The sequence below is a fragment of the uncultured Phocaeicola sp. genome (assembly GCF_948499155.1).
GTDB classification, from domain to species: Bacteria; Bacteroidota; Bacteroidia; order Bacteroidales; family Bacteroidaceae; genus Phocaeicola; species Phocaeicola faecalis.
Genome location: NZ_CAOOSE010000019.1, coordinates 14,061 through 38,553, shown reverse-complemented (window position 1 = coordinate 38,553; position 24,493 = coordinate 14,061). Strand labels below are relative to the sequence as shown.

The 24,493-nt window shown below is 47.6% G+C and carries 29 protein-coding genes, 1 tRNA gene and 2 pseudogenes; 2 read left to right on the top strand and 30 right to left on the bottom strand.

All coding sequences use genetic code 11. From position 1 onward, the window contains the following. Positions 1-35: 35 nt before the first annotated feature. The 29 genes from QYT14_RS13165 to QYT14_RS13025 all read right to left on the bottom strand — a co-directional run bounded on the left by QYT14_RS13165 (position 36) and on the right by QYT14_RS13025 (position 24,002). Positions 36-299, bottom strand: a complete 264-nt coding sequence (locus QYT14_RS13165; protein ID WP_288325791.1) for a GNAT family N-acetyltransferase — start codon at positions 297-299, stop codon at positions 36-38. After that, on the bottom strand, positions 272-547 hold the full coding sequence (locus QYT14_RS13160; RefSeq protein WP_288325792.1) for a hypothetical protein: 276 nt from the start codon (positions 545-547) through the stop codon (positions 272-274). Before QYT14_RS13160 ends, QYT14_RS13165 begins: the two co-directional genes overlap by 28 nt. Positions 548-555: 8 nt before the next feature. Beyond that, positions 556-714 (bottom strand): hypothetical protein, encoded by a 159-nt coding sequence (locus QYT14_RS13155; protein ID WP_237038469.1) that lies wholly within the window; start codon positions 712-714, stop codon positions 556-558. Between the two features lie 380 nt (positions 715-1,094). Next, positions 1,095-1,676 carry a hypothetical protein gene (locus QYT14_RS13150; RefSeq protein WP_288325793.1) on the bottom strand — a complete coding sequence of 194 codons (582 nt, stop codon included), beginning with the start codon at positions 1,674-1,676 and terminating at the stop codon, positions 1,095-1,097. Between the two features lie 412 nt (positions 1,677-2,088). Then, positions 2,089-2,808 (bottom strand): DUF6261 family protein, encoded by a 720-nt coding sequence (locus QYT14_RS13145; RefSeq protein ID WP_288325794.1) that lies wholly within the window; start codon positions 2,806-2,808, stop codon positions 2,089-2,091. Positions 2,809-3,182: 374 nt separating this feature from the next. Further along, entirely contained in the window at positions 3,183-4,961 is a 1,779-nt protein-coding gene (locus QYT14_RS13140; protein WP_288325795.1) for a fimbrillin family protein, read from the bottom strand. Further along, on the bottom strand, positions 4,958-5,392 hold the full coding sequence (locus tag QYT14_RS13135; RefSeq protein ID WP_237038464.1) for a GPW/gp25 family protein: 435 nt from the start codon (positions 5,390-5,392) through the stop codon (positions 4,958-4,960). Before QYT14_RS13135 ends, QYT14_RS13140 begins: the two co-directional genes overlap by 4 nt. A 209-nt stretch (positions 5,393-5,601) precedes the next feature. Then, positions 5,602-5,766 (bottom strand): hypothetical protein, encoded by a 165-nt coding sequence (locus QYT14_RS13130; RefSeq protein ID WP_288325796.1) that lies wholly within the window; start codon positions 5,764-5,766, stop codon positions 5,602-5,604. Positions 5,767-5,805: 39 nt separating this feature from the next. After that, positions 5,806-6,117 (bottom strand): HigA family addiction module antitoxin, encoded by a 312-nt coding sequence (locus QYT14_RS13125; RefSeq protein ID WP_288325797.1) that lies wholly within the window; start codon positions 6,115-6,117, stop codon positions 5,806-5,808. 9 nt (positions 6,118-6,126) lie between these two features. Further along, positions 6,127-6,444 carry a type II toxin-antitoxin system RelE/ParE family toxin gene (locus tag QYT14_RS13120; RefSeq protein WP_288325798.1) on the bottom strand — a complete coding sequence of 106 codons (318 nt, stop codon included), beginning with the start codon at positions 6,442-6,444 and terminating at the stop codon, positions 6,127-6,129. A gap of 154 nt (positions 6,445-6,598) precedes the next feature. Continuing rightward, positions 6,599-6,901, bottom strand: coding sequence for a PAAR domain-containing protein (locus tag QYT14_RS13115; RefSeq protein WP_288325799.1), 303 nt, complete (start codon positions 6,899-6,901; stop codon positions 6,599-6,601). Between the two features lie 15 nt (positions 6,902-6,916). Further along, a complete protein-coding gene (vgrG, locus tag QYT14_RS13110) occupies positions 6,917-8,692 on the bottom strand; it encodes a type VI secretion system tip protein VgrG (RefSeq protein ID WP_288325800.1) in 1,776 nt (591 codons plus the stop codon). Between the two features lie 4 nt (positions 8,693-8,696). Next, positions 8,697-9,356 carry a hypothetical protein gene (locus tag QYT14_RS13105; RefSeq protein ID WP_288325801.1) on the bottom strand — a complete coding sequence of 220 codons (660 nt, stop codon included), beginning with the start codon at positions 9,354-9,356 and terminating at the stop codon, positions 8,697-8,699. A 12-nt stretch (positions 9,357-9,368) separates the two neighbouring features. Beyond that, a complete protein-coding gene (locus QYT14_RS13100) occupies positions 9,369-9,554 on the bottom strand; it encodes a hypothetical protein (RefSeq protein WP_288325802.1) in 186 nt (61 codons plus the stop codon). A gap of 6 nt (positions 9,555-9,560) precedes the next feature. Beyond that, positions 9,561-10,046 (bottom strand): phage tail protein, encoded by a 486-nt coding sequence (locus tag QYT14_RS13095; RefSeq protein WP_288325803.1) that lies wholly within the window; start codon positions 10,044-10,046, stop codon positions 9,561-9,563. Between the two features lie 6 nt (positions 10,047-10,052). Continuing rightward, entirely contained in the window at positions 10,053-10,514 is a 462-nt protein-coding gene (locus QYT14_RS13090; RefSeq protein ID WP_288325804.1) for a phage tail protein, read from the bottom strand. A gap of 52 nt (positions 10,515-10,566) precedes the next feature. Continuing rightward, positions 10,567-12,114 carry a phage tail sheath C-terminal domain-containing protein gene (locus QYT14_RS13085; RefSeq protein WP_288325805.1) on the bottom strand — a complete coding sequence of 516 codons (1,548 nt, stop codon included), beginning with the start codon at positions 12,112-12,114 and terminating at the stop codon, positions 10,567-10,569. Positions 12,115-12,139: 25 nt separating this feature from the next. Further along, positions 12,140-13,936 (bottom strand): phage tail sheath C-terminal domain-containing protein, encoded by a 1,797-nt coding sequence (locus QYT14_RS13080; protein WP_288325806.1) that lies wholly within the window; start codon positions 13,934-13,936, stop codon positions 12,140-12,142. 48 nt (positions 13,937-13,984) lie between these two features. Beyond that, on the bottom strand, positions 13,985-14,764 hold the full coding sequence (locus QYT14_RS13075) for a hypothetical protein (RefSeq protein WP_288325807.1): 780 nt from the start codon (positions 14,762-14,764) through the stop codon (positions 13,985-13,987). A 12-nt stretch (positions 14,765-14,776) separates the two neighbouring features. Next, positions 14,777-15,307, bottom strand: coding sequence for a DUF4255 domain-containing protein (locus QYT14_RS13070; protein WP_288325808.1), 531 nt, complete (start codon positions 15,305-15,307; stop codon positions 14,777-14,779). After that, on the bottom strand, positions 15,304-15,888 hold the full coding sequence (locus tag QYT14_RS13065; protein ID WP_288325809.1) for an N-acetylmuramoyl-L-alanine amidase: 585 nt from the start codon (positions 15,886-15,888) through the stop codon (positions 15,304-15,306). The genes QYT14_RS13070 and QYT14_RS13065 overlap by 4 nt, the downstream gene beginning before the upstream one ends. A gap of 110 nt (positions 15,889-15,998) precedes the next feature. Beyond that, complete coding sequence (locus QYT14_RS13060) at positions 15,999-17,018, bottom strand: fimbrillin family protein (RefSeq protein ID WP_288325810.1); 1,020 nt, start codon at positions 17,016-17,018, stop codon at positions 15,999-16,001. Between the two features lie 171 nt (positions 17,019-17,189). Continuing rightward, positions 17,190-18,128, bottom strand: a complete 939-nt coding sequence (locus QYT14_RS13055; protein WP_288325811.1) for a fimbrillin family protein — start codon at positions 18,126-18,128, stop codon at positions 17,190-17,192. Positions 18,129-18,167: 39 nt separating this feature from the next. Beyond that, positions 18,168-19,157, bottom strand: a complete 990-nt coding sequence (locus tag QYT14_RS13050) for a fimbrillin family protein (protein ID WP_288325812.1) — start codon at positions 19,155-19,157, stop codon at positions 18,168-18,170. Between the two features lie 35 nt (positions 19,158-19,192). After that, a complete protein-coding gene (locus tag QYT14_RS13045) occupies positions 19,193-20,119 on the bottom strand; it encodes a fimbrillin family protein (RefSeq protein ID WP_288325813.1) in 927 nt (308 codons plus the stop codon). Positions 20,120-20,136: 17 nt separating this feature from the next. Further along, positions 20,137-21,090 carry a FimB/Mfa2 family fimbrial subunit gene (locus QYT14_RS13040; RefSeq protein ID WP_288325814.1) on the bottom strand — a complete coding sequence of 318 codons (954 nt, stop codon included), beginning with the start codon at positions 21,088-21,090 and terminating at the stop codon, positions 20,137-20,139. 674 nt (positions 21,091-21,764) lie between these two features. Next, positions 21,765-22,727, bottom strand: a complete 963-nt coding sequence (locus tag QYT14_RS13035; protein ID WP_177797670.1) for a tyrosine-type recombinase/integrase — start codon at positions 22,725-22,727, stop codon at positions 21,765-21,767. Positions 22,728-23,409: 682 nt separating this feature from the next. Further along, complete coding sequence (locus QYT14_RS13030; RefSeq protein ID WP_288325815.1) at positions 23,410-23,754, bottom strand: type II toxin-antitoxin system HicB family antitoxin; 345 nt, start codon at positions 23,752-23,754, stop codon at positions 23,410-23,412. After that, complete coding sequence (locus tag QYT14_RS13025; protein WP_288325816.1) at positions 23,751-24,002, bottom strand: type II toxin-antitoxin system HicA family toxin; 252 nt, start codon at positions 24,000-24,002, stop codon at positions 23,751-23,753. Before QYT14_RS13025 ends, QYT14_RS13030 begins: the two co-directional genes overlap by 4 nt. Positions 24,003-24,146: 144 nt before the next feature. Between QYT14_RS13025 and QYT14_RS13020 the strand changes: the two are divergent. Beyond that, positions 24,147-24,221, top strand: a pseudogene (locus tag QYT14_RS13020) (DUF3873 family protein); the annotation flags it as partial. 6 nt (positions 24,222-24,227) lie between these two features. After that, positions 24,228-24,314, top strand: a pseudogene (locus QYT14_RS18895) (type II toxin-antitoxin system HigB family toxin); the annotation flags it as partial. 48 nt (positions 24,315-24,362) lie between these two features. Here QYT14_RS18895 and QYT14_RS13015 read toward each other — a convergent pair. Further along, positions 24,363-24,436 (bottom strand) — tRNA-Arg (locus QYT14_RS13015). Between the last annotated feature and the right edge of the window lie 57 nt (positions 24,437-24,493).

Sequence of the window (24,493 nt, the reverse complement as noted above, 5' to 3'; positions counted from 1 at the left end):
TAAGAGAATAGGAATGCTATGGGGAAAGATACGATTTATTTGACAAGTTGCATTAAATCGAAATACATGGGAAGGGTATCTTCACAGGGCGTATTCAGAAGCAGACGAAAACCGTTCTTCTCGTAAAAAGGAACAGCCGAAAGATATGCGTCAACAGTGAGGAAACGAGTGGCGGATACTGACTGCCGGTTGATAAGCATCTGCTTTACGGCGGAAACGATGTCCGTGCCGATACCTTCGCCACGATGAGAGGTCGCTACGCCCAGTCTGCCTATCTTGACAGCCGGATAACTGCCCAAATGCTTTCTATAAGGAAAAAATTTACGCAACTTGCGCCAAAGGTTCTGTCAATGGTTGTCTGGGAAATCTTATCATTAAGCAAGCTGAAAAAGGCGATTGTCGTTTCCTCGTCCTCCATTATAAACGTATTGGCTATCAATTGCTCTTGGTAATAGCGGGCATCTTCCAACAAAAAGCCATTCAAGTCGTCGTCACCGCAATTGAATGGCTTTATTTCGTTGGTATCTTCTATTTTAATCAGTCTCATAGAAAATATTACATCATGAATGTGGCTATTTTCTTCATTTTCTCGTAAGCAGACTTAATCCGCTGCTTTTCTTGTTGGGAAGCCGGCTTGACATCTTCAATTGATTTCAAGAACTTCTTTGCATCTTCCCCGAACAAGATTGGGGTTTCTTTAATGGGTCTTGCCATACATTATCCTCCTTTCATTTGATTTACAACGATAAAGATACGCCATTCGCACTTCATCACCAAATATATTATTCTCTTATTTTCCGTTTTGTCCCAACATGTCAAAGAACGTATTGTGTTAAGCACCATGAAATGTGCTTATATAGTCTGCGTGATGTGCTTGTACTTCGGACAGGTGAAGATATCCACCCAGTCCACCACCATAGTGGTGATGAAGTACAACTCATCCAATACTTTGTTTGCTATGTTCATATTTCACTTCTATTTTATTTCTTCTTTTGTTCTTCGTTACGTTCAATCGGATTTGTAATCATAGCTGGAAGAACGGAAGCCGTTTTTGGGCACATCCTCTTCATTACTTTAAATGTGCGACTAAGGTTTTAAGAACCTACCCATATCATAGCGTTTTGTGTAACGCGATAAGTACCGCTTGGTTCCGAAACATGTTCAATATGATTTGCATGTGCGCATATTGCATTAACGCATGCTTGGCAAGTATTTCTATCAACCCCGATGTTCCTAACGTTTGCACCTCCGTGGAATATTAATTTTCGTTCAGCATGATTACCATTTATAAACCCTCCGGGAACAGCTCCTGCAAGATTTTTCCTTTGAAAATGATTGGCGGCGATTGAATGCCGAGATCTGGCAATAGGATCCGGAGTTAAGGCGTATAGAGTTTCTGATGTAGCAGCAGTATCAGGCATTGAAGAATGTCTGCCATTCATGGGGAGACTCTGTGCTTGAATTCTAAAAGCACGAGCAGTAGCAATATTCATCTGTATCACATTATTCATTTTCATCTGAACAGGTTTATCTTTCTCATTAAGTACTTCTCCATCCACGACTGTCATCTTCCGGTATGCCTGCACAGCATTTGCAATAGAAGTCCGCTTAGATGCATGCAGATTGTCATCCAAGGTACGTGACTGGAATCTGATTTTTTGTATATATTCTCTCATCGTTGCTGAATTTAGCATAAAATATAATTAGCTCTTTGTAGTATATAAAAACGCCTAAAATCTACCACTGCGAAAGCAGTTCCCAAATCTCGTTTTATCTAAGCAGATAGTCCTCTTGTCCCTTGTCCACACCACCATTGGCTTTCGTCGCCGTGTCGCAGTTGATGCTCAGTCCCACCTTGCCTGCGACGTCGCGCATCTTCTGTTTGGGGGTGAACACGATCTTCGTGGTGTTCAGCGCATCCTTGAGGTTCCCTGCGCAGGTCGTTTACAAAACCGCCTTCCCATTTCAGTATGAACGGTTTTAACTTTCTTACGTCTGACATAATTGTAATTTTTAGTTATTATTGGTTTTGTTCCATCGGGTTACAAACCCTGATACCCATGACCAGCGGATATGTCATCCGGTGTATTATACGCTACCTTTCTTCTTCTCCGCCCTTGTGCTTCTCCCTGCCAGCACCGCATTCGCCTGATCAATAATCACATTCACATGATCAATGAACGTGGCATACGCATCTTCGCCATTTACCAGCGCAAGCGCATTCACACGCTCCGCTAGCGTACGGAAAGCATCATCGGCATCATTGCGGGTCTGCTTCACAATGCCGGTGATGCGGAGGGCGGCTTCGGCATCGCGGGCGGCGGAGGCGGCAGCGAACTCGTCACAGCGGGTCTGAAGCTCGGTGACCCAAGCGTCGATATAGATTTGCTTCTGCTTCTCGACACCGAAGGCGGCGAGGTCTTGCAGGAGATTGTGCAGACGACCGTACTCTTCGTTGTAGGCCATGGCCGTGGGGTTGCCGTACTTGGCGATGAGGGCGGAAGCTTCGGCGGCAACGGTGCGGAGGGCTTCGACGGGGTGACCCAGCATCGCCTTTGTCTGGGCATTGAGTCCGCTCCATGCGGCATCCGCCATTTCATCGGCACGGGTCACGGCGGACGACAGAGAGTTGCTTGTGCTGCCTTTCAGGGCATCATCGAAGGCGGTGAGGGCGGCTTTGTAGGCGGCTACCATCGGCTTGTCGGTCTCTACGGTGAGCAGGGCGGTTTCGGCCTCGATGCGTTTCTGGAAGCCGAAGTCTTCTTCGGTACGAAGTTTCTTGATATTGAAGTTTTTAATCTTTGCCATAATTTTCTGTTTTTAATGGTTATTTTTTAATATTATTTTAAACAGACAGGGCAACTTTCTGCAAAGTTGGGCTGTCGCTGATGGCGATATAGCTTCTTTTAACAAATTCGGGCTGTCGCCGGTAGCGACAAGGCATCTTTTTACATTTTTGCACTGTCGCTGACTGCGACGAAGCAACTTTTAACAAAGTTGTGCTATTGCCCGGAGTTTTTATTTTCCACTGAATCAGAGTTCCCACTTCATGGGCTGCACGGAATTCGTTTATCTTCGTTTCACTTTGCATCCCCCCGAAGTCATGCTTCGGATAGCGGATTATAAATCCTTATACGCATAGCCTGCGGATTGCAAATCCGTAGGAACGGAAAGAACGAAAATTACCAACTACCATACCCATCCGTGAACTTATTGCCGTTGAACGTGCCACCGGGGAATATGATGGTACCATTCCATTCGCTTGAACTTCCAATATGTCCTTTTCCTATTTTATATCCGGAACTATGAGATCCATTTTGGCTTTTAAGATTGGCAAGGAAATCAGATTCATTGTCGCAGGTAATAGTTATCGTGCCACATTTATAGGTAGGTGCTGAGTTATTGACTGCACCACAAAGACCAATGCAGGCTCCAAATTCATCAAAACTGCTACCATAAACAATTGCTTCAATGGTAGAGCCGGAAATCGTTATATCCTTTACTTCGTTACTCTCAGGAGATCCTAATCCAATAGCAGCAGGCGAGCAATCCGAGGCATTATTGGCAGTATAGGCAATGACATGGGCATTGTTTATCGTGATATTCCCACAATTGGAGTTGGTTGAAGATGTCCCGATAGCAGCACCAGCCTGCATAGTTTGATCACCTGCTGCACCACCAGATACGGTCACTTCTACATTTTCAATACGAATATCTCCGCAAGTTGCATTTGATGCTGCTCCAATACCAACTGTTGAAACATTTTGCTTACTACTATTTCCAGCCCTTACTATCAGACTACTATTGTTTGTTCCATTGCCTTGGATGATAAGGTTCGCACCGCCAGACATCGTAATGCCGCCCCATTGGGAAGACTGGAGCGTGTTGTTCGTTCCCTCTATGGTCATCACCACGTTGCCGCCCGTGATGTCGATGGCGGGCTTGTCTTGTCCGCTGATGGCTACATTGGCATTTTGCAGCGTGAGATTGATGCCATCCGCATTCAGGATAACGGTTTGAGTGATGTTGCCAGTTATGACATAATTTCCCGGTTCGGTAATGGTTTCACCACCAATAATGGGTGTAGGTTTTGCCTTCACCTCAATATTGAAAATATAAGATTTCGCTTTATCCAGTGTGGTTATATTGCTTACACTACAAATATAAGTCACATTGTTCTTATCCGTCAATTGGACAAAATCAGTGGTACTAATAGTTCCCGGTATCACATTGGCTTCCCAATACTCACTGTTCCCTTCTGGCTTTTTCATGGAAATGTAGCCTTCGGTGCCAGAACTTGAAACGACGCCTTCTGTAACGGTACATTTCGTGTAACCCTTTACGCTGACAGAAGTCACAGCAGATGCTTTTGTTCCTGTCAGTTTTACTCGTATTTGGGCGAGTTGGTGCTTGAATTTCAATTCCGGTTGGGTGTTGTATTTCACATTGCTTGCCTCCGATTTCAGCACATACGCCAACCCACTGCTTGGGTCGCTTGGGTTGTTTTGGTTGCTGAGATCTACAGTCTTGTCACTGGCAGCAGCAGGGTAGCAATACCATGACGTAATGGTACTCTCACTTGTGGAATGCCAATAAAGTTCCTTGCCTATTACGGGGGCAAGGCTTTGTTTATCATCCATAGCCACTTGGTATTCCCCTGTTTCCGTATAGGTCGTTCCATCTGCCAGTGTGCCACTTAGCTGCACCGTTATTATTTCTTCGCCTACCCAATGGCTGCCTTTTCCATCCGTCTCTTCCGCCACGCGTGTCTGTGGAGTATCCGCCCCCCACGGCTCGGCATTGCTTCCCGCCGTTATACTTACGCCTGCTATTTGCAAGGGGTATTTCCCTTCGGGCAAGTCCTGCACCGTGCCGTCCGTCAGTTCATCGCTTGCACAGGCGGCGAGCATGAGGCACGCCAAAGCGGTGTAGGCTGTCTTTATCAATCTTAGTCTGTTCATATATTTTCGTTTTTTAAATTTGTTCCTTCATTCAGATAAAACGGATAAACCATATTGTTGCGGTTGTTCGTGCGGATAACCGTGTAGGCGAGGTGTATCAGCAGCACGCCCTGCTCCGGCTGTTCCTCGAACGACACCTCCTCCAGCGTGATGCGCGGCTCATAGAGGATGATGGCCCTTGTGATGTCGTTGCGCATCCGCACGGTGGTTTCCGTGGTTATCGGCTCGAAAGCGTAGCGGCGCAGGGGGCAGCCGTAGTCGTAGCGGTTGACACGCTCGCCGGGCGAGGTGCTGAACAGCACGCGCAGGCTCTCCTCTATGTCCTGCTCGTAGGCGGACATCCGCACGCCTCCGTCGGTAACCTGTGGCGGAAAGCTCCAGCCCCGGCCGAGGAAGGCCTCGTTGTTCAAGATGGTTTTCAGTTCGTTCATATCGTTTATCCTTTCTGTTGTTTCCTTTCTATTGTTTCCGGTTCAGGGTGACATATTGGAAAACAAACGTCCCACAAAGGAGCTACAGGCTTCTTTGTGGGACGAGAAACGTTCTTTCGTATTTTATGAATATCAGTCTTGCATACTGTTCTTGTAATCTGCCAAGTCAAAATGGAGCAGGCGTGTCATTTCGCCATCGTCTTCTTATGTTAGTCATCTTTCCCTTTTTTAAAGATACTCATGGCTATACGATAATGTTCGCGCACGCGTTCTATTTCTTCTTTCGGCACAATACGCTTCTGCTTCATCCGCTCCTCAAACCGTCGGGCATCATTGCCGGAAAGTATCGGAGTTTCTTTTATTGGTCTTGCCATAACTGTTTTCCCTTCTTTGTTCTTTCGTATGCTGGGATATTACAACAGAGCCGCGAATTTGCGTATTTGTTTCAAACGCTCTGTGAGCGAGGGGTCGTTCATGGCTTGCTGCATGTTATATTTCAGTTGCAGTCGCATCAGCGAATCGGCAGGTATGTCGAGTGCCGCCTCAAACATCATGGCGGTGGTGGTGGTCAGCGTGCGTCGTCCGTTCAGCAAGTCGTTGAGTGCCTTGTAGGAGATGCCCATTTGCTCTGCCAGCTTCCGCTGTGAAACCTTGCGGTATTCTATTTCATCCTTCAGCACTTCGCCGGGATGGGTCGGAGTATATCCAAATCTTACGGTTGCCATATCTGTTGTTTATTTATAATGATTAGACAATTCTATAATGTTACACACGGTGACTACAATTTCGGAAACCACTTTCGTCGTTTTAAATTCTATACGATACTGATCGTTTACCCTCACCGATTCTAAACCTGCCTTATCGCCAACAAGCACTTCGTAGTGCAATGAGTGGTATCTGAAAAGGTCCTCCACGGTCGATACCGATTCCAGCAAGTCTATCGTCTTGCGGTATTTGGTAACGATCGGGGGCTGAAAACGATGTTTTTTATCGGAGGTCTTTCCTTTGAGGTATAGTTCCTCCAAATAATCTTTTTCGAACTTAATCTCCATGCTTCAATTGTTATCTTCAACTTTGGCAAAGGTAGTATAATTTGCTCTAAGTCCACAATATATGAGGACTTTTTTTGAAAGTTTCTCGTTTTCCAATATGTCAAAGAACGTTTCGTTTTCGCAATCCTCTCTTTTCGGGAGGGGATTGCGGAGCTTATCCTCCTATCATCACCGTGGGGCATCCGGCGGCTATCGTTCCGCCATGTGCCGTACTGTCACCCATGCGTGCTGCCGGTCTTCCGCCAATCATCACTGTGGACGAGCCTTTCACTATCGCATCGGGCGGACCGACGCATACGCACATATCACCCACTACCGCTGCCGGTAGTTTTCCTATCAATACATTGGGCACACTGGGACCCACTACGGGACCACCCACATGAGGAATCGGCGCGGGAAACGCCGGGGTCTGCATGGGGCAGGTGTGCATATCTGTTATTCTTGCTGCTGGAGGCATAACTTATTTTTTTAATTAGTTTATCATTACCATCGCACCTTTTACAGTGGTCTGGCCACTTGCCGAGAGTTCCGCCGTGGCGTTGCCCTTGACGGTGGCTCCGATTTTCGCCTGCACCTTCACGTTCAGCCCTTCCAGACTGATGTCCTGCTTGGCGGTGCCGCTGATTTTCATCGTGGCATCCATCGTGATGCCGCCTTTGGCTTTCAGCGTAATATCTTTGACGGACGAGAGCGTGATGCCGTTCTTGTCCATCGTTATTTCGTTCTTGTTCGGGTCGGTCAGCTTGATGTGCTTTCCGTCGTCGCTCAGTTCCACCGTATTCTTTCCGGGGGTGGACACCGTGATTATCTTCTTCTCCTCGTCAAACTCGATGCGCATCTTCTCGCGCGTGACGATGGCTTTCGTGTTGTTCTTCGCCTCGTATTCGTAGGGCGGCTTGTGCTTCTCGCCGTACAGCGAGCCGAGTATCACGGGGTGAACGGGGTCCTGGTTCATGAAGCCGATGATGACCTCGTCACCCGGTTCGGGCAGGAAGAAGGAACCCATGCCGCCGGTGGCGTACAGCGTGGAGAGGCGTGCCCAGAGCAGCTTGCTCTGTCCGTCCATCCACGGCAGTTCCACCTGTATGCGCTGTTCGTTCAAGGGGTCGCCGTCCAGTTTCTTCACCACTGCCGCATGGAGTCCCTGCAGGCCGGGCAGGAAGCCGGAGGCGGAAGGGCTTACTACATCCGGCTCGTCGGTGATGCACAGCGGTGAAATGCCTGCACCTGCTTCGGTGAGCCACTCATTGTCTTCGAGGGTATGCGTCACCGAGCCTACGAACAGGTTGCCGTTGAACCGCTTGCCCAGTCCTTTCAGTTCGATGAGGCAACCGGGCTTCACCTTGGCAGAGCCGTAGAAGCTGACGGAACCTTGATAGCGTGCCAGTCCTGCCCTCAGTGCCATGCCGTCCGCCCATTGCTTCAACGCTTTCTCATCGGTCGGTGCATCGGTCTGTAGTAGCAGGCTGTCGCCGGAGGCGATGCTCTTGGGTTGCAGGTCGCCCTGCTTGTTGAGCGAAGGGGAGGAGGCGGACACTTTCACCGCCTGCTGGGTCTTCGGATTCCAAGAAACAGCTTCGTACTGCGTAAACTGGTCGTCCGACGAGAGTTCGAGGTCGAAAGAGACGATGTCCGTACCGAAAGTGACGGTATGTACGGGTGAGCCGCCCACATCGGGCTTCTTCACCTTTATCTTGCCGCCGTCCGTACAGACGAACAGGCCGTTGGCATCGGCACGGGAGAGGGCAAAGTCCCAGTCGGAACAGTAATACTGCACCAGTGTGGGGTGTTGGTAGGGCGTGGCATCCACTTCCACGCTACCATAATCTTTCAGCACTTCCTTGATGATGTCACTGTCTTTCTTCTTTTCGAAGATGCGGTTCTTGCGTCCCTGCGTGGCAGGATAGGCGTTGTCGCGACATTCCACCACCATGTAGGAACGTAAGTCCTTCCCGGTGAGGATGCGCAGCCCGATGATACTGCCCTCGAACAGCGTTTCCTGCTTGTCAATGCCTCCGGCATCCAAACGGATGCTGTTGCCCGGCTTGAACAGCGTGTCGTCGCTCTCGTCGAAGGTCTGTTTGTCCATGTTCCCCGCATTGAATTTCAATGTGGCTTTGCCAATGCGGTTCAGTTCGAGCCGCACCTTGGCGGACACCAATGAGAAGGTGTCTGGTAGCTTGCTGCCGTTGCAATAAACGGAGCAAGACAATACCCGGTCTTTATATATGGAAGGCGAATCTGCCATAATCTTATTCTTTTTTCAGCATCGGCATCAGCAGTTGCGTACCTGCCGGTATGCTCCTGTAGCCGTTGAGGTTGTTAAATCGTGCGACTTGCCCCACCAGGAGTGCGTCGCCATATATCTCATAACAGAGGGAGGCGAGTGTCTGTCCCTCTTTCAGGGTGACCAGCCGCGACACGTCGGGCGAGCGTTTGGAGAAGTGCTTCTTCTCTTCCTTCTGGCTGCAATAGCCCGTCAGGGTCACTTTCAGCTCGGCACGCAGCGGCAGTCCTTTGGGATTGAAAAGGGAATACTCCGTTTCCAATGTCTTCAGTTGTCCGAAGAAAGTGATGTCGCCGTACTCCACCTTGACAAACGAGGGGCGGTGTCCTTCGGTGTTGTAGTCGTAGAGCAGTCCTTCGAGTCCATCCACCGTGTCATGTATGGGATTTTCCTTCTTATCCTCCTCCAAGGCGTTGGTCACGTCGAGCAGGCACTCGAAATAAAGCGTTTCGGGCTGATAACGCACGTACACGTTGGATCCGTTCAGGCTGCCCAACTGCTTGTCCTCCGCATAGCGGATTCCCTTATTGAGCTTTACCTTGTCCGGACTGACAGGCAGTTCCATGGTTTTGTACAGAGTGTTGAAACTGTCATCCGTATAGGCCGTTATTTGCATTTTTTTCATATCGCTTCTGTCTTATCTTTCGTTTCTTCTCTTCGTTTGCCGCCGTCCGGCAGGCTGTCCGGTGATGTTCTCTTCGGACAGCCTGTCCAGCACGCGGCTCTCTATCTTCCGGATGATTTCATCCGATACTTCCGTTTCCGTGACGATTCGTTTCTCCACCACGGTGCGGATGCGCATTTCTTTGATTACTATCGGCATACTTGTTTATATAATGTCCAAACGTTTCATGCTGCCATACGCCAGCGTAATCGTTTCACAAGACAATGCGCTCCCTACCGAATCCAGCGCTTCCAGTTGCCACTTTATGGGGTAGGCATGTCGGCATAACCATCCGGCCAAAGGTTTTCCTTTCAAATCCAGCAGTTTGATTACCAAGTCGTACACTTCAAGATGTCCGTCCCTTCCTTCCATCCAGTTCTGCCAGCTATTCACCCACGAGGTAAATCCTTCAGAGCAGGATGTCAAAGGACGTTTCAGCGTAATATCGCTGTGCGAAATTCCGGTAGGCATTTTATACTTCATCACCGAGCCTTTCTCTTCTGTGCTTATCACCATATCCAGTCCGCTGATTTGCATGAAGGATGCCTGAAAATGGGTTGATCCTCTCTGAAAGTCCACACGAAAATAGAATGATACCGGCTGGCTCCATTCCTGTTGCTTGTTTTTGGAAGATGTGGCGCGTTTCTCCATAAATTATTACTTCACATTTACACCTTCATGCGCGATAACCAATGTCTCGATGGAGGTGGTGTTTCCGTCTGATTTGAATCCTTCCACAGTCAGTTTCTTCGGCCATGCGTTCACCGCTTCCCATGTCTTTACCGGGCTGCCCGATTCGTCAAGCAGGCTTACTGTTACCACTTCGCGCTGGACTGTATTCAGTTTGACACTGTTCAGCCAGTCCCACATTGCCTTGTCATCTTTAAAGACACCTTTCTTCAAGGTCAAGTCACCGGCCTTTCTCAATCCGGGCATTTTCAGCTTGGTGAAGACGGGGCTGTCACCTGCACGATAGGTTATTTCCTCGTATTCCGATTCAAGACCTGACACTTCGCTGCACGAAATGTCCCCCACATTGGAAATTGACACTTTGAAATAAAAACTCGGTAACGGCCATGCCTGAGTGCTTGCACTCTGTGCTGCTCCATTGTCTGCCATAATATCTAAATTTTAATGGTTAATATTCTATTCTTGATTTATTCTCGTAGCCTTAGCTCTTCTGCATCTGCTGCTGGAACGTGATTTCGATGAACTCGGCCGGACGGCTGATGGCTACCAGCACCGTGATGCGCATGATGCCTTCCAGAATATCCTCGGCCGTCATGGTGTCACCTAGTCCCACGTGCACCTCGTAGGCGTCTTCGGGAGTTGCCCCTGCCAGTCCGCCGCGTTTCCACACGCTGCGCAGGAAGTTCTCTATCATACATTTCATGTTGATCCAGGTACTCGCGTCATTCGGTTCGAACACGTAGGCACGGGCGGCGTTCTTTACAGATTGTTCCAGGAAAGTCATGGTGCGGCGCACATTGATATAACGCCAGTCCTGAGAGTTGCCGTCCAGCGTGCGTGCCCCCCATACCTTGATACCCTCGCCGGGGAAAGTGCGGATGGCATTCACCGCTTTTCCGTTCATCGGCATGTTCAAGTCCTGCTGGTCATAGTCGGTAATCACCTCTGCCGGTTTGTTCACATAGTTCACGGAAACGTTTGCCGGGGCTTTCCATACACCGCGTGTTCTGTCCACCATGGCATAAATGCCTGCCATCGCTGCTGAAGGAGGAAGATGGTTGAGGGATGCTTTTACCTTGTCGGCAAGCTGCTTGTATTCCGGCCAGTTCTGTAGCAGGGCATTGTGGAGGTCGTTTTTCATTTGTGAAAGTTCTTTAGCAGTGAGATCCACTTCCTTTGTTTCACCGTTCACTGTTACTGTCTTTTTTCCTGCTTTTATAGTACTCCACGACTTATCAATGAATTTGTAAATAGTCGAATTCTCATTAAAAATGTTTTTTGCTTCATTTTTCACAAAATCTTCTGTCATGAAAAGCATCTCTCCATTGATATCATTGTCAGACAACACGGATGTTTCCAACCACGGATAGTAAGCGGCGGCACACTGCAAGTTGGTTGTCCCGATAGCGTTGCGGAACTTTTCCACATCGGTGTCACCCTCCACTTTTTTATCATATTTGGTGGGAATATCCAGTATGGCAAAATACTTTTTACTTTCGCAGAAACTGAGTAGATCCTGGTAGATGCCTATTGCGCCTTCCTGGTCTGCAGCTTCAGGTATCAGCAACATGGTTATATCCTGCACCTTCTTCAATTCCGGCAATATAGTATCGCTTATTGCTTTCTTGTCTATTTTTCCTGTCTGATAGTCTCCCAATGAAACAATGTAACAAGTACTGCCTCCATTGGCGAAGAACATGGTTATATGATAGTATAATGTACAGACTGTTTCGCCGGTTGGCAGTTTGGCTTGCAGCTTCTTATCCCCACACTTTACTTGTATGGCTTCCGCATCATCGTCTGCAACGACAGAGACATCGAACTTATGTGTTTTCGCCCCACCGAAATAGTTATAATATTCCGTCATGGACGTAATCTTTACGGGTTTGTTCAGCAAGGATTCGTTGCCGTTCAGAGCCTTTTCGGTCAGACCGATAAAGACGGGAATGGCGGTTTCGGCTTCTACTACCGAGTTGCCGAAGGCGTTCTTTTCTTTGATGTAAACGCCCGGGGTTTTGTATTCTCCCATATTATTTTTCTTTTAAGTTTAACAATCAACTCTTTTGCATCTGCTGCTGGAAGGTTATTTCGATGAACTCAGCCGGATGCGTGACGGCTACCAGTATCGTGATGCGCATGATGCCCTCCAGTATGTCATCGCCGGTCATGGTGTCACCCAGTCCGATGTGTACCTCAAAAGCATCTTCGGGGGTGGCGCCTGCCAGTCCGCCGCGTTTCCACACGCTGCGCAGGAAGTTCTCTATCATGCACTTCATGTTAATCCAGGTACCCGCATCGTTCGGTTCGAACACGTAGGCGCGGGCGGCGTTCTTCACCGATTCTTCGAGGAAGAGCAGCGTGCGGCGCACGTTGATGTATCGCCAGTCCAGAGAATTTCCGTCCAGTGTGCGTGCTCCCCACACCTTTATGCCTTCGCCACGGAAAGGACGGATTACATTAACGGCCTTTCCGTTCATCGGGGCGTTCAGATTTGCCTGTGCATCATCGTCTATATCTTCTGTCACACTATTCACGTAGTTCAGTGTCACATTTGCCGGAGCTTTCCACACGCCGCGGCTTCTGTCCACCATTGTATAGATACCTGCCATAGCTGCCGAAGGGGGAAGCAGGTTCAATTTCGCAAGGACTCCCTTGATTGCTTGCTTGTAGAGAACAGAACTGCTGGATAATGCCTGATGAAAGGCTTGTTTGTCTTCCACAAGATTGAAAGAGGGAAGCCATGTAACTTTTATCTTTTTAGATGTAATTTTCTCAGTATCGTCCTTTATCTCTTCCACTTTTTCTATCTTTCCCAGTGTTTTCCTATCCTCCTTCTTCTTCTCAGCATCTGCATCCGCATATATTTCTCCCTCTTCCACTTCTCCGAATTTGAATGTATGCCCGAATTTTTCAATTTCCTTTAGGTCATTCGGCTTGAGTTCCAGTTCTTCGGATTTCCAGCAGAATGCTTTTACAATTTCCACCAAAGCAGGGTCGGTAAACTTTTCTATTTGTGCGCAGGCATTATCACTCCATGAAAACATTTCTCCGTTCAAATCGCGTTCACTTAATACCGAAGTGTTCAGCCATGGAAAGTAAGCCGCACCGTAAGAGAAATAATTGGTTACGGTATTCTGGAACGCTTCCATACGTTTGTCCAATGGAGTGTTTGCTGCTCCTGACGGCACATCCAGTATGGCGAAACGGTTGCCCATCTCTCCACAATGCTTCATCATCAGCTGCTGTATATTGGCACATGCATCACTTTCTACCGCTTCCGGAACTATAATCATGGTCACTTCCTGTATTTTCTCCAGAGCTGCCAACGCCGCTTCTACATTCTTATCGTTCAGTGTATCCTTGCTGCCATCCCCATAACTTCCTACCGATACCACATAGCAAGTGCCGCCTCCGTTGGCGAAGAACATCTGCATCTGATAATATAAGGTATGGAGATTCTTGTCGTTCAGACTAAAAGCATAATTTATCTCATATTCGTTTTCTCCAAATTTATCTTTTTCATTTCCCCCTACACAGATTTGGAATAAAGCACCTTCCGGCTTTAAGGTAGCTTCTTTAGGAATGGCGTTTCCATCTTCATCTTTTTGGGCTTCCGGATGGAATTTTTTTATATCCACATCAAACTTTAATTCCGGCGCTCCGCCAAAATACTTCACAAACTCCGTCATCGACGAGATTTTCCAGGGAATGTTCTCCAGTTCATCATTCCCGTTTTCAGCTTTTTCGGTATATCCGATAAAGGCAGGAATGGCGGTTTCGGCTTCCACTACGGAGTTGCCGAAGGCGTTTTTCTCTCTAATGTAAACGCCGGGGGTCTTGTATTCGCTCATAGTCCTTTGATTTTTTGGTTTAACAATATCTTTATCTACTTTTCATTATCAATAATAGCATATCTGCCGGATAAGCCCTTTTCCGGTCACGAAACGTCCGGGGATGGGAGGCTCGATGTTTGCAAGCACGATGCGTTTCGGTTTGCTTTCTTCCTGCCACACAAGGCGCAGACGGCTTCCGTATGCAGCGCGCATCGGTATCACTTCCTTGGTTGTCGTGACCATGCCCTTTCGTCCGTATGCGGTTGTGGGCTGCAAGTCCGGGAATACGATTTGCTTGTTCGCATCTTCCAGTTTCAGTTCCGTTTCCGGTATGCTGTTTCCATTGCGCTGAAAGAAGATGTATTCCCATTTCACCTTCCGCGAACGGAAATGCAGCACTACCTGTCCGGATTCGTTGCCGTCTGATGCCGGCTGCATGGCATTGGCAAGGTGCAGGGATACGCTGCAAAATCCGGAACCTATCTTTCTGCGTTTGTCCGATGGTAGTATGACATTTGCAGCATTCGTTTCGGTTTCCGTCACGGGAAGTTCCAGCTCGTAGGCATCCGAGGGACAAAAGTCCTTCCATTCTGTATAAAGCGTGAAATCGGGGTCTGCAAGATACAGTTCCAGACTCAGTATTTCATCGTCCCTGTTGAATTTCGCACCGTTACAGTCGTAAAGCACAGCCCATTCGTCCGCTGCCGTCTGACGGAAAAGCAGGTTGCGCTGCCTTGCCAGCTCAAAGCCTTGCGGCGTGAGGCGGCATCCGATGGCAGTGCACGGTCTTCCTTCAAAGTAGTCGTGCTGCACGCGCAGGCGGTATAGTATCCGGTAACTTTCCATTCTTTTCTTGTTTTACATCTCTATAACAGGTCCTTTCGCAACACTTCCGCCGGAAGTTATCTCTTCCGCGTCAATGACGAGGCGGCGCAGCTTGCATACCACCGAGGGGTAATATTGTCCGCCCAGCAAGGTCCATACATTATTCAGGTCCTGCGGTGATAAAGTTACGATTTCTACGGTATAAGTCGTCTCTTCCACCTCGAATTTCGGTACGGACTGGATGAATTTCAACGTGTCGGACAGTACGGAGAGCGATTCGGCATACCGACGTTCGTCATACACTGCCGCCAGCATCACATTGAGATTGAGCAACAGAGGGGGCGAAGTGCGTGTGTAGCCTTCCGCCGTGCGTTGCACCGGTGCGGAAATGCCGCCCGATGTTTCTCGCTCGATACCGAACAGCGACACCACCATCTTGTTGGGCTTCTCTTCCGAACCGTTGCCCACAAAACCTGCTTCCACCAGTCCTTCGGGCTGGTGATGCAGGCGGGAGAGGTATTCGTTCAGCCGCCCGGCATAGCAGGTCAGGATACGTTTTATCATTTATCTGTCAGATATTTTTTGATACCTTCCACTATGATGTCCGTGACGCACTGCTTGCCTTTTTCGGAAAGCAGGAAATCCACATCTTTCTCGTTGTCCATGAAGAAATTCTCTACCAGCACCGCAGGGCAGTGTGTGTCTCTGCAGATACAGAAGTCTTTCACCCAGTAGTTGCGGTCGACTGCCTCTTTACGCACTGTCACGCCTTTCTTTTCTGCTACATCCGCCAGTGCAGTGGCGAGTCGCTTACTGTTCTGAGAAGCATTGAGACCGACAAACACACTCCATCCATGTGCGTTCATCCACATCGAGCCGCTACCTTCCGCATCACAATGGATAGAAACCAGAATGGCTTGCTTGCCGCTTTCGGCGTAATACTTGTTGGCACGCGCCACACGTTCTTCCAGCGGAATATCTGTTTCTTCGGGAACGATGCGGATGGCATCCAGACCTGATGCCTTCAAATCATTTACCACTCTGTTCGCAATCTCACGCGTATAAGCGTACTCTATCAATCGTCCGTCCGGCGAACGTTTACCTTCTGTGTTCACTCCATGTCCGTTGTCAATCAATACTTTCATAATTTCTTCTTTTTAAGGTTAATAATAATCGAACTTATTTTAAAATTCTTATTCAATTTATGTCATTCGCATAGCATATCGTTATGCTTCTTTTCGTTGTTCTTTTCAGCTTATATCTCCACGCTGCCATTGCCGCCAGAGCCGCCATTGTCGCCATCTCCCCACGTCATTTCGGTGCCGGAAACGGTGGCGGTAACTTCACTGCCTTTTATCGTAAGATTGTAGGTGTACTGCATGCCGCTTTCCCATGTTCCGAATCCGTCTGAGACGGTTGGAACATATTTGAAAGGCGTATATCCCTTCATCTTTATGGTGATAGAGGTTTTGGATATATTGGTGTCCGGAAGAACCAATGCCTGATAGCTGGCAAGGGCGGTTTCAGCAGGCTCATTAGCCTCAAAGCTTACTTTATTCTGAACGATGAGCTTGTAAGGTGTTAAGTCACAAGGTGCATTTGCAATACCCGTAAACTTCAGCTCCCCACCGTCTTCATAAGTTCTTCCAGTTAACAGAGTATTACAGATTGTTATGGATTCTATATCTTCGTCATCAGTGGCCACTCCGTATTTACGGATGTTTATCACCACTTTGGCGGTTTTATGAGAAAAAGTGAGTGAGCTCGTGCCACCAAAGCTACAGGTGGTCTGTGGGGCATAAAGGAAGTCGCTCTGTTGATAGCCGTTGTTGTTGTTTTGGTTTGATTGTACGCTCCACAGCCACCACGGATTCGTCTTCGTTGGCGGATTATTATTGTATCCTGTACCGAGATACCACGCACTGACTTGTTTTTTTTCATCTGTGCTTTGCCAGTAAAAGGCATCGTCAGGACCTGCCGGTTGCAGCGTGGTGCTTTTGCCATAACTAGCGGTAACATATTTCTTCACTACGTCACCCACTTGTACCGCCACATATTCGCCGCCGTCCCAGAAGTCGTCGGCCGTGCCACGTGTTGTCGCCGTAGCTTCCAGCCCGGTGACGGTAAAGGTCATGGGGTATTTCCCTTCGGGCAGCATCTCGCCTTGCGTTGTGTCCGCCAGTTTATCCTGCGCGCATCCGGCAAGCAACAGCATACCTGCCATCCATCCGATAACGGCTGATTTCTTGCAGCCTTGTAGTTTGTATATCATCATATTCTTCTATTGTTTTTTTGTTTCTTTGTTTCGTGCCACCGGCAGCGGCGAGGCTGTCCGTGTGCTACCTTTATAGGGTTGCTCACTCCGGGCTTACGCACTAAGTGCCCGGCGGTGGCTGTGGCGGATTTGTAATCCGCCGGAATGAGAGATCTACTGCGGTCTCAATAACTATTTCATCGTGGCATCGCCTTGATGGGTTTCAGGAATCCAATCCTCAATTTCGGCATCTCCAATCGTTAATTCTGTCTTGTTGATAGTCACGACATAGAGCAGCTTGTATCCTGCCTCAAACTTGTTACCCGTAGTTGCAGGTAATGCCAGTTCCGCTTCGTATGTTTGCTGATCTATCGTCACTTCAATATTGAATTTATTACCCGTTACAGACTGTGGAAAAAGAATTATAGGGTCTTTTGTAATCATACTACCGGTTGCAGTGACAGGATCGAATGATAAATCTTTAATATTAGTAGCAGTCGTATTTGCAGCAGCAACTCCTGTTTCGATATCGAATGTTCCCGCCATATTCAATCCAATTACTTTGTATCCTATCGATTTACTGGTTAGCTCTATACCATGTCCGGAATGGAACTCTAATTGTAACTGGCTCATGCAATGCTTGAAACGGCAATCCATGCCACCGCTATTCTCTGTGAAATTTATCGCAGGAGCTTCTTTCTTTGCCTTCGCATCGGTAGCAAACATAAAGTCGAAGGTGCTTTGTTGGGTCTGGTCCGCAGTAGAGGCGGATATTGTTTTTCCGTCGGTCATCTTTGCTGTTTCTGTGAACGGATAGTAGGCTCGGAAAGTCACTTCTTCTTTATCTTGGAAATAAATAGGAGAAGAAGCTTCAAATCCTCTATTGTCGCTCTTTCGGGTGTACTTCACGTTGGTACCAGCGGTTGCCCCTTGATTAGCCACACTTGCCACGGAAATACCTATTGCATCCGTTGTCTCCCAATTTTTATCGTACGCACGGCTGGTTGCCATGTTGTAGATTTCGGCATTGACTTGTGCCGCCACCGGCCCGTCGTTTACTTCATTCTCGTCATTGCTGCAAGCCGTAAGCAGCATGGCTACCGTGGCTATCATTAAATACTTCGTTTTCATTTTACTGTTATTTTATTTGTTACTTCTTGTTGTTTCTTATCAGTTGGCGTTAAACTCGCCTCCGTTTGCGTTTTTCCATGCAGAAATCTCGCATCCGGTCACGGTCGCTTCTTTTTTGTTGAGCACAATGCTCAGGTTATACTGCCTTCCGGCCACGAGTTGGTTCTTCGGGTCGGCATCCCCAGCATCGCGGTTAGCTGTGGTGAAGTCCAATTGTGTAGAAAGCGTCTGCCCCAGCACCGCCTCGAATGTCATGCCGGAGGCAGTATCAAAACTTTGGGGGAACAGTATCAGTGAGTAGGTCACGGTTTGCTTCACTTCGTCCGTTGCGGATGGGGCGTTGTAGGCCTTCCCGGTATCATCCTTGTCGGCGAACGGCTTGTATTCAGTCGGAGTTTCGGCTTCGGCGGTGGATGTTCCGGTGGTGACGTTGAAAGAGCCTTTATACAAGTAGCCGCTCAGCATCAACCGGGCGGTTTTCACCTCGTCATAGCTTACTCCCGTTCCGGGCTTGATGGTCAGAGCCAGTTTTGCCATCTTATGGGCAAAGCTGAAAGCCACGTTCATTGAGGCCTTGCTGCCAGTGCCCTGCGCCCGGAGGAAGTCGAAGCCCTTCTGTGCGGACTGTTCACGGGTGTCGGCGGGGATGGTGGTTACGCCGGTTGCCAGATTGTTCCATGGGTAATAGGCGGTGAAGGTCACGGCATCCGTAGTCCGATAATAAATCGTCGTGCCGCCCGGCACGATGGTAAAGTTGCCGTCGCCATTCGTTGTCTCGTAAGCCACGTTGGTGTAGGTTACATCGCCCGATGTGCCGGAGATTCCTATCTTGTCGCCGTTCTCCCAAATCTGGTCATAAGCGCGGGTGGTCTGTTGTCCGGCAATGTCCGCCGTGAAGCTCACCGGGGTGTTTTCACCGGAGTTGCCGGCCGCTTCTTCTTCGTTGTTGCAGGCGGTCAGTGCCAGCAGCAGTGCCGCGGGAAGCATGAAATACTTTTTCATCTTATTGTCTTTTATAGGTTTAATCATCTGTTGTATGGTTTTTCCGTATCGCTGCTTGTCTGTCATTCCGCTTCTATCTCTCCATTGTCCACCTCGTTCCACTTCTCTATTGTGGCTGTGACTTCCACGCCGCTGCGGTTGATGGTGATGTTGTAGATGTTCTTGTCGCCACGCTCGAAGCTTTTGTCATCGGGTACGGACCAGCGGAACACCTCGCCTGTAGATTTTAAGGTGAAAAGGAATTCGCGCCTTGTCACGATGGGGTTGATGCCGTCCGCGGCAGTGGTGGGCAGCAGGATGGCTTGCGCCAGCGTGCCACCGGCATTGGTGTTCAGTTCTACGGTCTGCACCGGTTCGCTGTCCACACCGAAGGTCTCGAACTGCGGGTCATAACTGCCCGAAGTGCGCTGCTTGGTGACTTCCACTTTCAGCCCTTTCAGGTCTTCGGTGGTGATACCCCTGCCGGTGCCGATGTTCAACTCCAATTTGGTAAGGCGGTGGGCAAACTTGAAATGCACCTTGTAGTGGTTCTTGTCCAGCGGTTCGGCTTCGGTGGTTTTCGTCCCGGCGGTCATCAGGTCGATGGCGGAAAGGTCGGTTTGTGTGCTGATATCCAAGGTGAACGCTCCGTTGGTCAGGTTTTTTTGATAAGGATAATAGGCGATGAAGTCCACTTTGCTTCCATCAAGGGGGAAATAAATGGTCTGTTCGGTGGTGGCGGTGAAAGCACTGCCACCGTCCGCAGTGAAGTACCGGCGGTTCTCCGCGCCCTCGCTGATGGTGGCGGTTCCGGTTTTCAGCATGTAGATGCCGATGGCATCATCGCTTTCCCATTTGTTGTCGTAAGCACGGGATTCTATGCCGCTGCTCACTTCCAAGGCCACGCGTCCATCGCCTTCCGGTGTAGCCGCTCCCTCGTTGTCGTTGCTGCATCCTGCCAATAGTAGGAGGGCGGCAACCATTAAAATACTTTGTTTGTTACCTTTCATATTTTACTTCTTACTTTCTAATTTACAGTAATATCCCCATTGTTCATTATGTCCCAGTTACTGATGGTGGCACTGATTTCCGTTTCGGCAGGCAGTGTCAGCGCGGCATCCAGCGCCAACGGTTCCATCTTGCCGCTGCCGAAGTTCTTCAGGGCTTCGGTCAGGTCGGTGACGATGGTCTGCACCGTGCCGTTGGTCAGGGGCACGACAAGGGTAAGCTCTTGTTTTTCACCCGGTATCACGCCCGGCAGACGCAGGATAGCGGTCAATACCGGATTTCCCGCGGCACGGGTTTCTCCGCCCGGTGTTGCTGTACGTTTTTCCCCACCGTTCGTTTCTATCGTGAATGCAGGACTCATTGTTTTTACTTCCGTCGCCGTCACGCTGCCGGTAGCCAAATCTACTGAAGAAGCAATGCCTGTCAGGGTAGCAGCGGTGCTTGCGATACGTTGCTCGTCACCGGGATTCAGTTTCAAGGTCAACGCCAGGCTGCGGATGCGCTGTGTCATGGGTATGGTGACCCTCAGCGTGTCGTCCTTCTGTATGTCCAGCTCTTTGGCGGCGGAGAACAAAAAGCCCGGCATCGGGTTGAGCGTACCGTCTTCCAGCGTGTTCACCGTGGCGGTGGTTCCGCTGATGGTGATTCCTTCCGCCTGATGATAAACCAGCAGATTTTGTGTTCCCGGCAGGAACAGTGATTTAAAAGCGTTCGTCTCGCCTTTTACCGTCTGCTCCTCGTTGCCGATACGCAGAATATAGTCCGCCGGCAGGACGGCGTCCGAGGAACGGTTCGTCCAGTCGGTAGTTACTTTTACTGCACCTTTGTCGGGATGGGAGGTGTTATCGGAATCGTCCTTTCCGCAACTGATTAGTTGCAACACTGCCAATGCGAATATCAGCAACCTGCCTTTGCCAATCAATGTCTTTTTTGAGTTGGCGTCATATTTCTTATAAATGTTCATCTTATCCATGTATATGGTCTTTTTGTCATTTTACGAACTTTTACACCAGCGTGATGTCGAATCCTAATAGTTCTAGCATTTCCCAAATTGAGAAAAGATTTAATAAAGAAAGGATATTTTAATCCGTGGGGAATGTCTTCTGTTTCTATATTTTTTAACCATGAGTGTAGGTGTTCCACTCTATTCATGTAATGGAACGAATAGTAGTAAATCCCTTCTAAAGTAAAAGAAATCATTGGTTGAAAGCGTATTTTCAGGAATGCGTCAGACAATGCAGATGTTATAGATTTCAAATATTGTTCCCTCATGTTGAATTTACTATTTTTCCGTTACTTACCAAGTAACGGAAAAATAGTACTGTCGGAATGGTGAAAACAAGGGTTTTGCTTGGGAATTTAACGAAATAAGACACACAATGGAGTAAATAAGAGAAATAAGTAATAGTCCGTTTTTGAGCAGTCAAGGACGGGGAAGAGATTCATATACCTTTATAGTAAGAATGAGGTGCTTTATGTCGTTCTATTTAAATCTGTGTCGAGTTACGAATGAAATTTTAAAAAAGCAATGAGAAAATCATATCTTTTATTTTGAAAAATGAAAAAAAACGTTTAAGTTTGTCGGATTGAAATGGCGTTACTTGGTAAGTAACGCTTCTTTTTTTAACAGACTGTCACACATCGTTTTCACGCGGCTTCCCCGCTTCCCATAACAGATAATATCAACCCGTCATTTGCTGCATCCACCTTTTCATTTTCAAAAGGCTTCAGATAAGTTTCGGTCACCTTGATGGACGAGTGTCCCAATGCCTTGCTGATAATCCCGATGGGAATGCCGGCATGAAAAGCAAGCGTGGCCCATGTGTGGCGCGGGGTGTAGGAACTCAGCTTCACATCGGGCAGCAACAGTTCCGCCATCTTTTTCAGCAGTCGGTTGAATTTTCTCAAAGCGTCCAGATAATTTTCATACTGTTTCTTTTCATCCTCTATATCCTTATTTAAAATGGGAAACAGATAGTCGGAATCCGGATGCTTGTTGCGGAACGCCTCGAACAATTCTATCGCCTCTTTGGGGATGCGCAAGGTGATATGGCGTTTTGTTTTATGCCGGGAATATGAAATTGTATTTCCTTTTACATCCTGTTTCCGCAGGCTGGCAAGGTCGATGAACGGCATCCCGCGGAATAAGAACATCAGCAGGAAATAGGCCAGCGCGCACCTTATTTCTTCCGGCAGTCTCTCAAAATCCGTTTTGAGCAATGCCTGCATTTGTTCATCTGAAAGTGAGCGTTTCGTTTGTGACTCCACTTTGGTATATACGTCATCGAACAAAGTCGGTTCGTAGGGCATCCGTTTGTTTGCCACCAGGCGGTTGTGTACCGCTTTCAGGGTACGCATATAGGTGGACACGGTGTTCCATTTCGCCTTGTTGTTGCGTAGCCAATTCTCGTATTCCTTCAGCCTGCCTTTGGTGAACATTTCCTCGAAGGTCATTTTAAACACCTTCTCTGTGGAAAATGTGATGACCGAGTTCATCGTAGAGGTATAGGTATGCACCGCCGGATGCTTCTTGTCTTCTTTCAACTTCCGGATAACCGTCATCATATAAGCGACCAGTTCTGCAGCTTCTGTTATTTTTGTCTCATTCATAATTCTCTGTTTTTTTAGTTCAATATTCCTTGTCCTGCTTGAACACGGGCACGGATGGAATAGTTTGTGAATGCAAAGTAAAGGATGTTAGGGAGTAACAAAGAAGGAAAGGCGGCGAGAGGAATTCTCCCTTTATGGGTTTTTCGGATTTTTATTTCTATTATGGGTATGGAATATACATTCGGTCGACAACAAACAGATAACATTAACAATGATAAGTTGTACATCATTGTGCTCTCATGCTCTCACCCTATATATAACAAGCTAATTATAAATGACTTATGTGATGATGGTAAAAAATGTTAGCTCTCACTTGTACTCTCATGCTCTCACTACATTTTGAAGCATATTCCTGCATAATACGCTTTCCATCAGCTATATAGCCTTTTTTACAGGCTGTTCCGGCTTGATATAGAGTAGGGTGTTTTCAGACGTTTTCATTATAAAAAGTGCGCATAAAGCATGGAATATAACAGTTGACGAAATCTTGGCGGGGTAAAGAACAAGACGTTTTCAAAAAAGCTCGTTATCTTTTTGGAAAAGCTCTTGCTCTTTTTTTTAAATGTCCTTGTCTTTTGGGAGGTGGATGATTGCACGTACGTACGTATAAGCCCACACGTATATATGTATAGCCCTACACATACGTATGTGTGGCTTCATGCGGACGTACGTGTGAAGTTGGTTATAACATAGTTGCAACTTGCTTTTCTACGGCAGATTTAATAAAAGCGTTTATTGATATTCCAGCTTGTTGGGCAAGAATGGCAATTTTGCCATGTACCTCTGGGGAAATTCGTATGTTCAGAGAACCAGAGTAACTTTTTCGCGGTGTTATTCCAGCCTCCTTACAATATGCTATATAATCATCCACAGCCCCTTTAAAATCCTCCTTCAATTCAGATACAGTTTCACCTTCATACGAAATCATTGTATCTTTTGGCAAATCAAGGACCTTCCCAAATAGGCAATTATCTTCATCGCTTATCTCAACACTTCCTATGTATCCTTTGTAAATCAATGTTTTCATATTAATTTATTTTTAGTCAAAAATTCAAATACTTGTTTCATTACATACCCTTTTACAATGCTTCCTGGATGTGGCTTATGCGCAGTATACGAGCTTTCTCCTTTTGCGAAAATGACACGTGACCCACTTGTTTTTCCTTTGTTATCTATCTTATATCCGAAAACAGAGAACAAGCGTACAAGTTCATCCCAATTAAAGTCTTTTGGCTGGTTCCTATACCGTTCTATTAATTTCTCTTTCGTACCCATGCCTTTGATATTTTTACAAATGTAACTATTTTGTAGTTGCAAAACAAATGATTTAATGTTTTTCTTTAATTGATATCACTATTTTCTTTATCTCCTCTCTATCGTGCTGGCTTTATAGAAGTCTCCTTTGTGCTGGATTAGGGCGGTGAATTATTCGCCTGTTGTGCGCCTACCTTAGAAGCGTGCAGAGAAAGGCGTGATAAATGGCTGAAAAAATAATGCGTTATGAGAATAATATCATTTGTAGCTATAAGAAATTACGCCAAAAAGCACGCTGATGCTGATGTACCTTTGCGTGATTGGTATAAAAAATAGAAAACCGCAATTGCTTGATATTAAAAGCATTGCGGTTCTTCTTTGTGATTCCGCTGCGATTCGAACGCAGGACCCACGCCTTAGAAGGGCGTTGCTCTATCCAGCTGAGCTACGGAACCAGCCTTGTTTGCGGGTGCAAAGGTAATAGCTTTTATCAAAAGTTCCAAAAATATCAG